This is a genomic window from Alkalihalobacterium sp. APHAB7 (assembly GCF_048323755.1).
Taxonomy (GTDB): Bacteria; Bacillota; Bacilli; order Bacillales; family Bacillaceae_F; genus Alkalihalobacterium.
Map to the genome: position 1 here is coordinate 34859 of NZ_JBLWFS010000003.1, position 13869 is coordinate 48727.

General features: G+C 37.2%; 13 protein-coding genes. 10 read left to right on the forward strand and 3 right to left on the reverse strand.

The features are described 5' to 3' along the window. Positions 1-144: 144 nt before the first annotated feature. Positions 145-945, forward strand: a complete 801-nt coding sequence (locus ACNSTQ_RS04205) for an inositol monophosphatase family protein (RefSeq protein WP_418198601.1) — start codon at positions 145-147, stop codon at positions 943-945. Beyond that, positions 923-1837: an NAD(P)-dependent oxidoreductase gene (locus ACNSTQ_RS04210; RefSeq protein WP_418198602.1), complete on the forward strand. Its 915-nt coding sequence runs from the start codon at positions 923-925 to the stop codon at positions 1835-1837. Before ACNSTQ_RS04205 ends, ACNSTQ_RS04210 begins: the two co-directional genes overlap by 23 nt. Before the next feature lie 57 nt (positions 1838-1894). On the opposite strand, the gene ACNSTQ_RS04215 is transcribed toward ACNSTQ_RS04210, so the two are convergent. Beyond that, positions 1895-2080 carry a DUF5325 family protein gene (locus tag ACNSTQ_RS04215; protein WP_418198603.1) on the reverse strand — a complete coding sequence of 62 codons (186 nt, stop codon included), beginning with the start codon at positions 2078-2080 and terminating at the stop codon, positions 1895-1897. 211 nt (positions 2081-2291) lie between these two features. On the opposite strand from ACNSTQ_RS04215, the gene typA reads away from it, so the two are divergent. Genes typA through ACNSTQ_RS04230 form a run of 3 tightly spaced genes read left to right on the forward strand, consistent with a single transcriptional unit; the run spans position 2292 to position 4766 of the window. Next, positions 2292-4133 carry a translational GTPase TypA gene (gene typA / locus ACNSTQ_RS04220; RefSeq protein WP_418198604.1) on the forward strand — a complete coding sequence of 614 codons (1842 nt, stop codon included), beginning with the start codon at positions 2292-2294 and terminating at the stop codon, positions 4131-4133. Positions 4134-4169: 36 nt separating this feature from the next. Further along, complete coding sequence (locus ACNSTQ_RS04225) at positions 4170-4490, forward strand: YlaH-like family protein (protein ID WP_418198605.1); 321 nt, start codon at positions 4170-4172, stop codon at positions 4488-4490. 6 nt (positions 4491-4496) lie between these two features. Further along, positions 4497-4766 carry a hypothetical protein gene (locus ACNSTQ_RS04230; protein WP_418198606.1) on the forward strand — a complete coding sequence of 90 codons (270 nt, stop codon included), beginning with the start codon at positions 4497-4499 and terminating at the stop codon, positions 4764-4766. Positions 4767-5249: 483 nt separating this feature from the next. Here ACNSTQ_RS04230 and ACNSTQ_RS04235 read toward each other — a convergent pair whose 3' ends face one another. Beyond that, positions 5250-5450 carry a YlaI family protein gene (locus ACNSTQ_RS04235; protein ID WP_418198607.1) on the reverse strand — a complete coding sequence of 67 codons (201 nt, stop codon included), beginning with the start codon at positions 5448-5450 and terminating at the stop codon, positions 5250-5252. Between the two features lie 230 nt (positions 5451-5680). On the opposite strand from ACNSTQ_RS04235, the gene ACNSTQ_RS04240 reads away from it, so the two are divergent. After that, positions 5681-6136, forward strand: a complete 456-nt coding sequence (locus ACNSTQ_RS04240; protein ID WP_418198608.1) for a pyridoxamine 5'-phosphate oxidase family protein — start codon at positions 5681-5683, stop codon at positions 6134-6136. A 340-nt stretch (positions 6137-6476) separates the two neighbouring features. Then, complete coding sequence (locus tag ACNSTQ_RS04245; RefSeq protein WP_418198609.1) at positions 6477-7805, forward strand: PhoH family protein; 1329 nt, start codon at positions 6477-6479, stop codon at positions 7803-7805. A gap of 40 nt (positions 7806-7845) precedes the next feature. Here ACNSTQ_RS04245 and ACNSTQ_RS04250 read toward each other — a convergent pair whose 3' ends face one another. Continuing rightward, positions 7846-8349 (reverse strand): peptidyl-prolyl cis-trans isomerase, encoded by a 504-nt coding sequence (locus tag ACNSTQ_RS04250; RefSeq protein ID WP_418198610.1) that lies wholly within the window; start codon positions 8347-8349, stop codon positions 7846-7848. 88 nt (positions 8350-8437) lie between these two features. Between ACNSTQ_RS04250 and glsA the strand changes: the two genes are divergently transcribed. The 3 genes from glsA (at position 8438) to pyc (ending at position 13665) form a co-directional block, all read left to right on the forward strand. Beyond that, positions 8438-9367 (forward strand): glutaminase A, encoded by a 930-nt coding sequence (gene glsA, locus ACNSTQ_RS04255; RefSeq protein ID WP_418198611.1) that lies wholly within the window; start codon positions 8438-8440, stop codon positions 9365-9367. 128 nt (positions 9368-9495) lie between these two features. Continuing rightward, positions 9496-9774, forward strand: coding sequence for a YlaN family protein (locus ACNSTQ_RS04260; RefSeq protein WP_275117728.1), 279 nt, complete (start codon positions 9496-9498; stop codon positions 9772-9774). A gap of 441 nt (positions 9775-10215) precedes the next feature. Next, positions 10216-13665 (forward strand): pyruvate carboxylase, encoded by a 3450-nt coding sequence (pyc, locus tag ACNSTQ_RS04265; protein WP_418198612.1) that lies wholly within the window; start codon positions 10216-10218, stop codon positions 13663-13665. The last annotated feature ends 204 nt before the right edge of the window (positions 13666-13869 follow it).

Genomic DNA, 13869 nt, shown 5'->3' on the forward strand with positions numbered 1-13869 from the left:
CTCTCTCATACCCAATTATAGTATTCTAAATTTTCGAAATGTGTTCATGATTTTTAACTTTTCTTGAAATGAGGATTTATGTCATAATATAACATAACAAAAAATAAGCTTACTTGCTGTACTCAAACAGGGGGTCTCATATAGATGAATGAATTGGATTGGCTCAAAATAAAGCAAATGGCTATTATATGGGTAAAAGAAGCAAGTAATCAATTAAAAGCTTCATTAGTAGAAACCATCCATGTTGAAACAAAATCTAGTCCAGATGATCTAGTTACGGAAATGGATCGAAAAATAGAACAATATTTTCTTGAAAAAATTCAAACTCATTTTTCAAACCATGCCTTCTTAGGTGAAGAAGGGATCAGTGAAGAAGAATACGTAAATGAGGATACGATTTGGATTATTGACCCTATTGATGGGACGACAAACTTTGTTCATCAACAATACAACTTCGCTATAAGTGTGGCTGTATACCATAAAGGTGAAGGTAAAATTGGTTTAATTTATGATGTAATGAATGATGTGTTGTATCATGCTGTAAAAGGGCAAGGCGCATATAAGAATGATGAGCGCTTAGAAATGTTAACGGATGTTGATATTAGTAAAGCAATTGTAGGCTTAAATGCACGGTGGCTTTTAAATGGTGACAAGCCGTACCAACCAATTCTTACTCATCTAGTGCATAAAGTTCGAGGAGTTCGCTCCTACGGGTCGGCAGCTTTAGAAATGGCTTATGTCGCATCTGGAAGGTTAGATGGGTACATTAGCTTGAAGTTATCACCGTGGGATTTTGCAGCTGCACTCGTATTACTCAATGAAGTAGGTGGATGTTCTTCTACGATTTATGGAGAGCCTTTAGCGATGTTAAAGTCAAGTTCTGTATTTGTAGGGAGGCCTCAGTTCCATGAGGCGGTTATAAATGAGTTTGTACATAGGAGATGAAGTCATGAAGGTAGGTTTTATAGGTCTAGGAACAATGGGATTTCCGATGACGAAAAATATATTAGCTGCAGATTATGATACGTATGTAGTGAGCAGAAGTCGTCCGCCTATTGATCAGGCGTTAGAGCTAGGGGCAAAAGAAGTAAGGAATCCAAAAAAGTTAGTAGAAATCTGTGATATCGTGTTAACTTGCCTTCCTTTACCCGAAAATATTATTGACGTTTATGAGGGGGAAAATGGAATTATTGCCGGTGCAACAAACGGAAAAATAATTATTGACCATTCCACTGTCAGCCCTCAACTAAATCAACAAATAAATGAGCAATTAGTAAGCAAAGGCGCTTTATTTATGGATGCACCGGTAAGTGGTGGTCCGATGGGAGCAAAAGCAGGATCGTTGACTATTATGTGCGGTGGAAGTGAAGAGGCATTTAATAAATCGTACGAAGTTTTAAAAGTCATTGGTGAATATGTCGTACATGTCGGTCCAATCGGAAGCGGAAGTGTTATTAAACTAATAAATAATATGTTAGTTGGTGTTCATACAGCTGCATTATCAGAGGCATACGTTATGGGAGCTAAGGCAGGAGTTAATCCACAGGTATTGTACGACATTGTGAAACGGAGCTCAGGTTTTTCAAAAAGCATGGACTGGTCTGTTGAAGCGATTATGGATAGACAATTTGACCAACGATTTAGTATTAACTTATTACATAAGGATATGGGTCTTGCTATTGACTTAGCAGAAAATTTAGGGGTGCCAGTGGAGCTTGTAGAACATTCCGAGAATCTTGTTCGTCGAGCGAAAGAAAACTATGGTAAAAATGATGTTTGTGCTATTATTCGTCCCCTCGAACAACAAGTAGGGGTAGAGGTGAAACGATGGAAATAAAATAGTGGGATAAAAAAAAATAGAGTCGAATGAGTAAAGCTCATTCGACTCTATTTTTTATATTTCCTCTGGTTCTCTTAGCTTTTTTCTTAAAGAAAAGCCCATTCCGCAAGCAGCTGTTATGCCAAGTAATGAAAGTAGTCCAATAAGAATACTACGTTCTGCGATCGCAACACCAATAGCCATAATCCCGATCACGGTTACAATAGCAAGCGTTAAAAAAAGTATATTCTCTTTCTTCACACTATTTCCCCCTGATTTGTTCATTTCATTTTATTAAGTATTTCTATTTTACCTTGAATTGTACAAAAGAAAAAGACCAATAATATGACAATATAGTTAAACATCATCGGGATAGTGGAATAAATTTCAGATAAGTTATCGATTATTTTTGATTTATGATATAATTAGACAGTTATAATAACCTGTAAAAGGATAGGAGCGTTTAATTAGTATGAAATTACGTGAAGATATTAGAAATATAGCCATTATTGCCCACGTTGACCATGGAAAAACAACTTTAGTAGACCAATTATTAAAACAATCAGGAACTTTCCGTGAAAATGAACAAGTTGACGAGAGAGCGATGGACTCTAATGCCCTAGAAAAAGAACGAGGCATTACGATCTTAGCAAAAAATACTGCAATTAACTACAATGACAAACGAATTAATATTTTAGATACACCAGGACACGCCGATTTCGGTGGTGAAGTAGAACGTATCATGAAGATGGTTGACGGTGTTTTATTAGTTGTCGACGCTTATGAAGGAACAATGCCACAAACAAGATTCGTATTGAAAAAAGCGTTAGAACAAAAGTTAAGTCCAATTGTTGTCGTTAATAAGATTGATAAACCATCAGCTCGTCCGGTTGAAGTTGTTGATGAGGTTGTTGATTTACTAATCGACCTAGGGGCAGATGAAGACCAACTTGAATTCCCAGTTGTCTATGCATCTGCAATTAATGGAACAGCAAGTGCTGTTGCTGAAAAGCAAGATGAAGATATGACAGCTTTATTTAATGCGATTATTGAGCATACTCCTGCTCCTGTTGATAATAGTGATGATTCACTCCAATTTCAAGTTACCATGCTAGACTATAGTGACTACTTAGGGCGAATCGGGATTGGCCGTGTATTCCGCGGGACGATGGAGGTAGGTCAACAAGTAGCACTGATGAAACTTGATGGTTCTGTGAAACAATTCCGAGTAACTAAAATCTTTGGATTTTTAGGCCTTAAGCGAATTGAAATTCAAAAAGCACAAGCTGGAGATTTAATTGCCGTTTCAGGTATGGAAGAGATTAACGTTGGTGAAACGGTATGTCCTGTTGATCAGCAGGAAGCATTACCAATCTTACGTATTGATGAGCCTACATTACAAATGACTTTCTTAGTTAATAATAGTCCGTTTGCTGGTCGTGAAGGAAAGCATGTAACGAGCCGTAAGTTAGAGGAACGTTTAAAATCTCAGCTTGAAACAGACGTTAGTTTACGTGTTGAAGACACGGATTCTCCTGATGCATGGACCGTTTCCGGTCGCGGTGAACTTCACCTTTCTATATTAATTGAGAATATGCGTAGAGAAGGATACGAGCTTCAAGTTTCGAAACCGGAAGTAATTATCCGTGATATTGATGGTGTGAAGAGTGAGCCTGTCGAAAGAGTTCAAATTGATGTTCCAGAGGAATATACAGGAGCTGTCATGGAATCTCTTGGAGCACGTAAAGGTGAGATGATTAATATGACGAACACGGGTTCAGGTCAAGTTCGTTTAGAGTTCATGGTCCCTGCTCGTGGTCTTATTGGATATACAACAGAGTTTTTATCACAAACTCGTGGTTACGGTATTATTAACCATTCATTTGACTCTTACCAACCAATGATTCAAGGACAAGTAGGTGGACGTCGCCAAGGTGTACTCGTTTCAATGGAAACAGGTAAAGCATCACAATATGGTATTATGGGTGTAGAAGATCGAGGTACAATATTCGTTGAACCAGCAACGGAAATTTACGAAGGAATGATTGTTGGGGAACACAATCGTGAAAACGACTTAACGGTTAACATTACAAAAGTAAAACAAGCAACAAATATTCGTTCTGCCAATAAAGAACAAACGGTAAGTATGAAAAAGCCACGTATCTTATCATTAGAAGAAGCACTAGAATATTTAAATGAAGATGAGTACTGTGAAATTACGCCAGAATCCATACGCCTTCGTAAGAAGATTTTAGATAAAAATGAGCGTGAACGTATTATTAAGAAGAAAAAGCTGGCTAATCAGTCAAACTAATCACATACTACTCATCTTGAGAGGGAGAGGATCAGTATGGAAGGAAGACCAGAAATTGATGTAGAATCATTATCATGGTTACCACGGATTGTCGCTGAAAACCCAGATATGGGAATTTGGGTATATTTAGGAATTGTTGCATTATCTATCGTAGTATTTAATCTGGGCTTCGCTCGAAAGTTACCAGTATTAAAGCTTGTTATTGTATACATTGCTCTTTTTATTGGGTGTATTGTCATGTTTTTCTTAGCATTAATGGGTGCTCCGATTGTTGAAGTTCTTCTGATCTCAACAGCTGTTTTAGGTGTCTATAAACTAAGAATGTTGCAAAGAAAACGTGAAGAAGCGGAAGGGTAAGTTTCGATGAATCTTCAAGATGCAGTATACAATTGGTTAACGATAAAGGTTGTTTATGAGGCTAGACCTGATGATCAGGCAGCGTTAGATACGTACGAATTTTTCACGACGATCCTAACAGAGGATCACAAGCTTGAACAAATTGCTGTTGAAGTGGTAGATCCTATGTACATCGTTCGATATGTTAAAGACGGTAATGCTGAACAAAAACAATTTCCTATAGAGTTAATTGAAGCATTATTAGTACAAATCGAATCAGAACCGAAATATAATTAAAAAATAGGCTGGTGAGTAATTTCTCACCAGCCTATTTTTTTGAAAAATGCCTTCCGCTTTTCAATTGTCTAGCTGCAGCTCCCAGCGTCTAGTGGACTTCGCTCTCCTCCTTACGATAAGTCAACATCGGTTCGTTGCCTCACCGTGTATCCTTTATCTCATACGGAGGGCTCCAGTCCATACGCCGCTAACCGGTTGCTTCCGCTTTTCAATTGTCTAGCTGCAGGCGCCATCGGCTCGAGGTCGCTTCGGTCCATCACCGTGTCCAAAACCGGGACACTAATGCTGGCCCTCCAGCACTTGTCGCCGATATCAGGCGCCTTCCGCTTTTATATGTCTAGCTGCAGCTCCCAGCGTCTAGTGGACTTCGCTCTCCTCCTTACGATAAGTCAACATCGGTTCGTTGTCTCACCGTGTATCCTTTATCTCATACGTAGAGACTCCAGTCCATACGCCGCTAACCGGTCGCTTCCGCTTTTCTATCTACCAATCGTTTTCGGTTTTTTTTGGTCGGTATAGGCGGAAGTTACCAGATGCTCTTCTTTCTTCTGTTCGTCCTGAAATACGTTCATTACACTCATTACACATATAGGTATGAATTGGACGGTTTCGTAATTTTTTTGCTAACGGACTATAATCGTCGATATTATCGATTTTATCGCAAATTACACATTTGACTCTCAACTTTTTCACCTCACACTTGACAAGGTACATTCATTGTCTAATTGTTTTAGAATACCATTTATTTACACTAATATGAAGGGTTTAATAAGTGTTTCTGATGTCTTCATTGTACTATTCTATCATTTTAGCGTATTTCTTGAAAAAATAAATGAAAATAAGGCATATATGTTTTAACAAAGATTAAAAATAGGTATAGTAAAGATGTAATTATAAAAAGTGGAGGGATATAAATGGGAAACCAGGTAGAGCCTAAACTAACAGAGGAATTATTGCCACTACTGCAATCAGAACGATTCGTTACTATAGCTACAGTTGATCATGAGACTGGAACACCAAACGTAAATGCGATTTCATGGGTGTTTGCACCTACTCAAGAAAAAGTTCGCTTCGCAGTAGATAATCGTTCAAGAATTATCGAGAACATTAACAATCATAGTGGTGTTACATTAAACCTAATCGGTAATGGATCTACATATTCAATTGTAGGAGATGCAACCGTTATTAAAGAAAAGATGGATGATGTGCCACTTAAACTTGCACTAGTTGAAATCAATATTAAAGAAGTTCGTGATGTTATGTTCTACGGTTCTCGTATTGCTGTAGAACCAAAGTATGAAAAAACATACGATGCAAATGCTGCAGCCAAATTAGATAGTCAAGTAATGGATTCAATGAAAAAAGCTTAGTCTCTGACTAAGTTTTTTTTGTAGTCAAGTATAACATTGCGAAAATGCTAGCTCCAGGAGACTGCCGCTTTTTTTTGTAAAGTTTTAATAATAAATTGTTAAAATAAAGGAAATGTGACGTAATGAATTGAAACTTTAATCTTGTAGGCCCATTCTCAATAACGAAAAAACATGTCTAAGAAAATTCGTATCATTCACTGAATCTTCTTCTATCTGAAGCCCATTTATCATACACCTATACTATAAGCCATGTTTGCTTAGATAACGAATTCATTCGAATGTGCATAGAATGATTATAAGAAATGTTGACAAATGAACTTTTAGTCAGGAGGCGCAAATATTGAATAAAGTTTACGTCTTGGATACGAATGTATTACTACAAGATCCTCGTGCAATTTATGCTTTTGAAGACAATGAAGTAGTCATTCCAGCCGTCGTTTTAGAGGAAGTAGACTCAAAAAAGCGTTACATGGATGAAATTGGGCGAAATGCTAGGCAATTTTCAAAGATGATGGACAGCCTAAGAGGAAAAGGGAAATTGCATGAAGGAGTTGCTATTGAGACTGGTGGTACCGTAAGAGTTGAATTAAATCATCGCTCTTTTTCGAAATTAAAAGAGTTATTTGCTGAAATGACAAATGATAATCGAATTATTGCAGTTGCTCTTAATTTAATGCTTGAAGAACAGGAAAAGGAATATGGCAGAGAAGTGATACTGGTAAGTAAAGATGCATTAGTACGTGTTAAAGCCGATGCACTAAAAATCCCTTCCGAAGATTATTTGAGTGACCGTGTTATTCAGTTTAACGATGTATACCCGGGATATGTTGAAGTTTATGTTGATAAAGAAGTTGTTAATCAGTTTTTCGTTGATAATGAAATTGCCATTTCTGAATTAGCCAAGCACCCCTTTTATCCTCACCAATTTATTATTATGAAAGATGCGCTCGGAGGTTCCAGTTCAGCTATAGGAAAAGTTGAACCTGATGGACAAAAAGTAAAACCATTTCAAATTGAACCCGATCAAGTTTGGGGGATAAAAGCAAGAAATGTTCAACAAAGAATGGCTCTTGAGCTCCTTCTTAGACAGGATATTCCTCTAGTTACATTAATCGGGAAAGCTGGAACAGGGAAAACGTTACTATCTTTAGCGGCTGGTTTATTTCAAACAGAAGACCTAGGCCTTTATAAAAAGCTATTAGTAGCGAGACCTGTCATTCCTGTAGGAAAAGATATCGGGTATTTACCAGGCGAAAAAGAAGAGAAACTTAGACCATGGATGCAACCGATTTATGATAATTTAGAATATCTTTTTAATACAAAAAAGCCTGGAGAACTAGATCAAATATTAGCTGGAATGGGCTCCATTCAAGTAGAAGCATTAACATATATTAGAGGAAGAAGTATTCCTGATCAATATATCATTATCGATGAGGCGCAAAACTTGACAAAGCACGAAGTAAAAACAATCCTTACTCGCGTAGGCGAAAGAAGTAAAATTGTTCTAATGGGTGACCCAAAACAAATTGATCATCCATATCTAGATGAATATAATAATGGTTTAACTTATGTTGTTGAAAAGTTCAAGGATCAAACAATTAGTGGACATGTAAAATTGCAAAAAGGTGAGCGTTCAGGACTAGCACAGCTTGCAGCTGATTTACTTTAATGGATCAATATAGTTGAGAATAAGGCTGACAACTTCAGCCTTATTTTATTGTAAATTGTTTAACATTTTTTATAGGATTATTTCGGTTGGAACCATCACCGAACAGGATGTGTACAGGACCATCCTCTTTTAGTGGTTTACCAACATGTGAAAATTGTAAAATAAACTGTTTGGCCATTTCAAGAGAAAACGTTTCATTTTTTCCATCATGTGTTTCAACAATTACTTCAGAAACGTCTTCATCTGGTTGTGCATTTTTAATAAAAGGAAGAAAAGCCATACCAAATGTGCCATTTTCAAGCTCTTGACGTTTATATTTGATAACATTACCATTTGTAGGTTTTGGGGGTTCGGATCCCTCTGTAATTTCTTTATCCCATTGCTTTGAGATCGCTTTTGTATATTTTGTAAGTTCATCTTCCTCATCTTTTGGTAAATCAAAATATGTATTCAAATCGACCTTTCTCTCATCAAAAATCCAAACCGAAGGGTCAATTGTTAAAGGATGAGAAACTTTACCGCTGATAAATACTACAAATTCCATATGTATCCTCCTTGTGCTTTTGACTATCCTAAGTATAAAGCGATAGTTGCAATTTGTCACATTGTAGCGCTAAAAAGGAGTGGAACTTATGAGTTGTTATAAACAAGAAGAATTAATAAAAATGGTGGAAGAGGCAAACCGATTAACTTATAAGGGAAAAGTAGCTGATTACATACCAGCGTTGGGTGAAGCCAATCCATCTACATTGGCGGTTGCCGTATATACAGGAGAACAGGAATGTATGTATGCAGGCAATATCGAGGAAGTCTTTACTCTGCAAAGTATATCGAAAGTGTTAACTTTAGCATTGGCCCTTATGGACAGGGGAACTGACTATGTTTTTCAAAGAGTGGGAATGGAACCAACCGGTGATCCTTTTAACTCTATCTCTAAATTAGAAACGAGTGTACCATCTAAACCGCTTAATCCAATGATAAACGCGGGTGCATTAGCTGTTACAGATATGTTAGTTGGCAACACATTAGAAGATAAGTTAGAAAGATTACTTAAATTTATACGGCGGCTAACGGGTAATGAGAATATCTCTTATAACCCTGTTGTTGCTCAATCAGAATTTGAGACTGCTGACTTAAATCGATCACTATGCTATTTTATGAGACAACATGGCATTATTGAGTCCAATATTGAGGAGCTAATCAATTTATATACGAAACATTGTGCAATAGAAATGAACTGTAATGATTTAGCGAAGTTAGGTTACGTTATCGGAAACGAGGGAAGAGACCCAAATTCTGAGCAAACGATTATACCGGTTGAAATAGCAAAAATTGTGAAGACGTTTATGGTAACATGCGGTATGTACAATGCTTCTGGAGAATTTGCTATAAAAGTTGGAATCCCAGCTAAAAGCGGGGTGTCCGGTGGGATCCTTGGTACTGTCCCGCACGGTGTTGGGATTGGAATTTACGGACCTGCGCTTGATGAAAAAGGAAACAGTGTCGGTGGCTTAAAATTATTAGAGTTGCTTTCAAAACAATATAACTTAAGTATTTTTTAATTTAGGTCAATTTACTTCTATATTAAACGATTAAAAACATTGCATTTTTTTTATTTAGAATATAGTATTAGTGGTAAGTTACTAAAAACGATCTTAAGAGTTTTATTTAAAGGAGGGATCAACGTTCTATGGAGACGATGACAGGACATAGCGAGAAAGCATATGCCCTTCTTAAATCGGATGCAGAAAAAATCCAAAAACTCATAGAAGTACAAATGGAGAATTTAACAATGCCTCAATGTCCTCTTTATGAGGAAGTTTTAGATACACAAATGTTTGGACTTTCAAGAGAAATTGATTTTGCAATCCGCTTAGAATTAATTGATGAAGATACAGGTAAGCAACTCTTATCTGATTTAGAACGGCGACTTGCTGCATTACATGAAGCAACAACGAATGAGAAATAATAGAGAGGCTGGCTCAAAGATAAAGTGTCAGGTACCTCAATTGTGGAAGTAGTAGCTAGTAGATAGCTCTATGTTTCGCGCGAGGGGCTTGACTCTCAGAGTCAGTCTCCTTTTTATTTTGTTGTTTTCGACTATATTATTGTTGTAAATTTTAAAGCTACGTACGATGTTAAAGTCGCTATTTACATAAAAGGGTTAAGTAAATAATAGCTAAAAAGTTATTTAGACAGAAGAATGCACGATAGGAAAAGTGTGATACAATAATAAAAATTGTTTGAAAGATATGAATACAAGTTATATACTGAAAATGAAGTCGTCATCTGGTTATCAGACGTTTGAAGAAGTTGTGAACGTGAACTTTCTTCTTGCTTTATACTGAAAACCTTTTTAAAATAGTAAAAATAAAACTGAATATTCTTTCATTTTTCCAAGGGGGTTTATATGAACAGTTTAAAGAACATTAAGAAGGTACTAGTAGCAAATCGTGGAGAGATTGCAATTCGGATCTTTCGGGCGTGTACTGAATTACATATTCGTACGGTTGCTATTTACTCAAAAGAGGATACAGGATCTTTTCATCGCTATAAAGCTGATGAAGCCTACCTTGTAGGAGAAGGTAAAAAGCCAATTGATGCCTACCTTGACATTGAAGGAATAATTGAGATTGCAAAGCGTAATGGTGTGGATGCAATTCACCCAGGTTATGGTTTTCTATCTGAGAATCTTGAATTTGCAAAGCGATGTGATGAAGAGAACATCATTTTTATCGGACCAAAACAAGAGCATCTTATGATGTTTGGTGATAAAGTACAAGCACGTCAGCAAGCTATTCTAGCAAATATTCCTGTTATACCAGGTAGTGATGGACCTGTAGAAAGTGTAGAGGAAGTCGAGGAATTTGCAGGCAATCATGGGTATCCTTTTATTATTAAAGCTGCATTAGGCGGTGGCGGTCGCGGGATGCGTATTGTCCGTACTGAAGGTGAATTAAGAGAGGCCTATGATCGTGCCAAATCAGAAGCTAAGTCAGCTTTTGGAAATGACCAAGTATATGTTGAAAAATTTGTAGAAAATCCAAAACATATTGAAGTTCAAATTCTTGCTGATACACATGGTAATATCGTTCACCTTTATGATCGTGATTGTTCTGTACAACGTCGTCACCAAAAAGTAGTAGAAGTAGCACCAAGTGTTTCAATTGGCGAACAATTACGTGAAGACATTTGTGATTCTGCTGTTCAACTTACGAAAAATGTAAATTACGTCAATGCGGGAACAGTAGAGTTTCTTGTAAGTGAAAATGGTGAATTCTTTTTTATTGAAGTCAATCCTCGTGTTCAAGTAGAGCATACAATTACAGAGATGGTAACCGGAATAGATATTGTGCAATCTCAGATTTTAATTGCTGATGGTGAGCAATTACATGGAGCTAAATTAGGTATACCAATGCAAGAGAAAATTGCTTGTAATGGTTATGCTATTCAGTCTCGTGTAACAACGGAAGACCCTAGTAATAATTTTATGCCTGATACAGGACGTATTAACGCTTACCGTTCAGGTGGTGGATTCGGGGTACGTTTAGATGCAGGGAATGGCTTCCAAGGAGCTGTTATCACACCTTATTATGATTCCTTACTGGTTAAGGTTTCAACTTGGGCACTTACATTTGAACAAGCAGCTGCTAAGATGCTAAGGAACTTAAGAGAGTTTCGTATCCGTGGAATCATTACAAATATTCCATTCTTAGAAAATGTAGTTCAGCATGAAAATTTCATCTCAGGTGAATATAATACTTCTTTTATTGATTCAACTCCAGAATTATTTGTGTTCCCAGTACGAAAAGACCGTGGAACGAAAATGTTAACGTTTATTGGAGAAACAATTGTCAATGGTTATCCGGGGTTAGAAAAAGAGAAGAAACCAGTGTTCGATCAACCAATTGTTCCTTCTGTCAAATACTCAGAGCCTATGCCGTCTGGTACAAAGCAAATTTTAGATGAGCGAGGAGCTGAAGGCCTTGCTAAGTGGGTAAAAGAGCAGAAAGAAGTTCTCTTAACTGATACAACGTTCCGTGATGCTCATCAATCTTTATTAGCTACTCGCGTTCGTACGCATGATTTAAAGAAAATTGCAGAACCTACAGCAAGGTTAGTACCAAATTTATTTTCTGCTGAGATGTGGGGCGGGGCAACGTATGATGTTGCAATGCGTTTCTTACACGAAGATCCATGGGAGCGTCTATTAACCTTAAGAAAGCAAATGCCGAATGTGCTCTTACAAATGCTTCTGCGTGCGTCAAATGCAGTAGGGTATACAAATTACTCTGATAATTTAATTCGTGAATTCGTAGATAAGTCTGCAAATGCTGGAATTGACGTTTTCCGTATCTTTGATAGTTTGAACTGGGTAGAAGGTATGAGACTTGCGATTGACGCTGTAAGAGACTCAGGGAAAATTGCGGAAGCAACAATGTGTTACACAGGTGATATATTAGACCCATCAAGAACAAAGTATGACTTAACCTACTATACAAACTTAGCGAAAGAGTTAGAACAATCAGGGGCTCACATTTTAGGAATTAAAGACATGGCTGGTTTATTAAAGCCTGAAGCTGCATATCAATTAATTTCTACATTGAAAGAATCAGTTGATATCCCAATTCACCTTCATACACATGATACGAGTGGTAACGGATTATTTACGTATTCACGTGCAATTGAAGCAGGGGTAGATATCGTTGATGTTGCGATTAGCTCTATGGCTGGATTAACGTCACAGCCGAGTGCAAACAGCTTATACTATGCACTTTCAGGTTCAGACAGGAAGCCTAATGTAAATATTGATTCGCTTGAAAAACTAAGTGAGTTCTGGGAAGGGACTAGAAGGTTCTACAGCGGCTTTGAAAGTGGTATGAATGCACCGCATACAGAAGTATACGAGCATGAAATGCCGGGTGGTCAATATAGTAATTTACAACAACAAGCAAAGGCTGTTGGCTTGAAAAACCGTTGGGATGATGTAAAGAAAATGTATCGAACAGTAAATGATATGTTCGGTGATGTTGTTAAAGTAACACCATCTTCTAAAGTAGTTGGTGATATGGCTCTTTATATGGTTCAGAACAATTTAACAGAAGAAGATGTATACGAGCGTGGGGCTGCACTTGATTTCCCTGATTCAGTCGTAGAATTCTTCCAAGGCCACCTGGGTCAACCATATCAAGGTTTTCCAAAGAAGTTACAAGATATTATTCTAAAAGGAAGAGAAGCAATAACTTGTCGTCCTGGAGAATTATTGGAACCGGTGGATTTTGCAAAAGTAAAAGAAACATTATTTAATGAAATCGGTCGCGAAGTAACAGATTTTGATGCCATCTCTTATGCACTGTATCCAAAAGTTTTCATGGAATACGAGAGATTCAGTCAGCAGTTTGGTGATGTATCTGTATTGGATACGCCGACATTCTTCTATGGCTTACGTTTAGGGGAAGAGATCGAAATTGAAATTGAACAAGGAAAGACACTAATTGTAAAACTTGTTTCCATTTCTAAACCGCAAGATGATGGAACACGAATCGTATACTTTGAATTAAATGGTCAACCGCGTGAAGTGTTGATAAAAGATCAAAGTGTAAAAACATCTGTAGTCGTTCGTCCGAAAGTTGATAAAGGAAATCCTAATCAAATTGGCGCTTCAATGCCAGGAACTGTCGTGAAAACGTTAGTAACAAAAGGGGATATAGTTAAAAAAGGTGATCACCTTATGATCACGGAGGCTATGAAGATGGAAACAACGGTTCAAGCACCATTTGATGGAGAAATTGTGGATGTATATGTTAAAAATGGTGAAGCTATTCAAACAGGTGATTTATTAATAGAACTATCAAAATAACAACTATAAAGTAAGAGGCTGACTTAAGTATTCACCTTCTTTGTAATTTCTGGTCTATCAAGTTATTATAAAGATTGTGTTGGCTGCTAAGTCGGCCTCTTTTTTTTACACAAGTTTTTTACGGATAGTTGCAGGTGGGGATAGTGTTAGAGGTTCGTTCTTAAATGTAAGCTGCTCTCAAGCCCTTTTAGTAGAGAATTTCAA

What these genes read in the sequence shown, in the direction of transcription:
- ACNSTQ_RS04260 (WP_275117728.1), top strand. Translation starts at nt 9,496, where the DNA reads ATGGAGACGATGACAGGACATAGCGAGAAAGCATATGCCCTTCTTAAA.
- ACNSTQ_RS04250 (WP_418198610.1), bottom strand. Translation starts at nt 8,349, where the DNA reads ATGGAATTTGTAGTATTTATCAGCGGTAAAGTTTCTCATCCTTTAACA.
- ACNSTQ_RS04205 (WP_418198601.1), top strand. Translation starts at nt 145, where the DNA reads ATGAATGAATTGGATTGGCTCAAAATAAAGCAAATGGCTATTATATGG.
- ACNSTQ_RS04240 (WP_418198608.1), top strand. Translation starts at nt 5,681, where the DNA reads ATGGGAAACCAGGTAGAGCCTAAACTAACAGAGGAATTATTGCCACTA.
- ACNSTQ_RS04225 (WP_418198605.1), top strand. Translation starts at nt 4,170, where the DNA reads ATGGAAGGAAGACCAGAAATTGATGTAGAATCATTATCATGGTTACCA.
- typA (WP_418198604.1), top strand. Translation starts at nt 2,292, where the DNA reads ATGAAATTACGTGAAGATATTAGAAATATAGCCATTATTGCCCACGTT.
- pyc (WP_418198612.1), top strand. Translation starts at nt 10,216, where the DNA reads ATGAACAGTTTAAAGAACATTAAGAAGGTACTAGTAGCAAATCGTGGA.
- ACNSTQ_RS04210 (WP_418198602.1), top strand. Translation starts at nt 923, where the DNA reads ATGAGTTTGTACATAGGAGATGAAGTCATGAAGGTAGGTTTTATAGGT.
- glsA (WP_418198611.1), top strand. Translation starts at nt 8,438, where the DNA reads ATGAGTTGTTATAAACAAGAAGAATTAATAAAAATGGTGGAAGAGGCA.
- ACNSTQ_RS04230 (WP_418198606.1), top strand. Translation starts at nt 4,497, where the DNA reads ATGAATCTTCAAGATGCAGTATACAATTGGTTAACGATAAAGGTTGTT.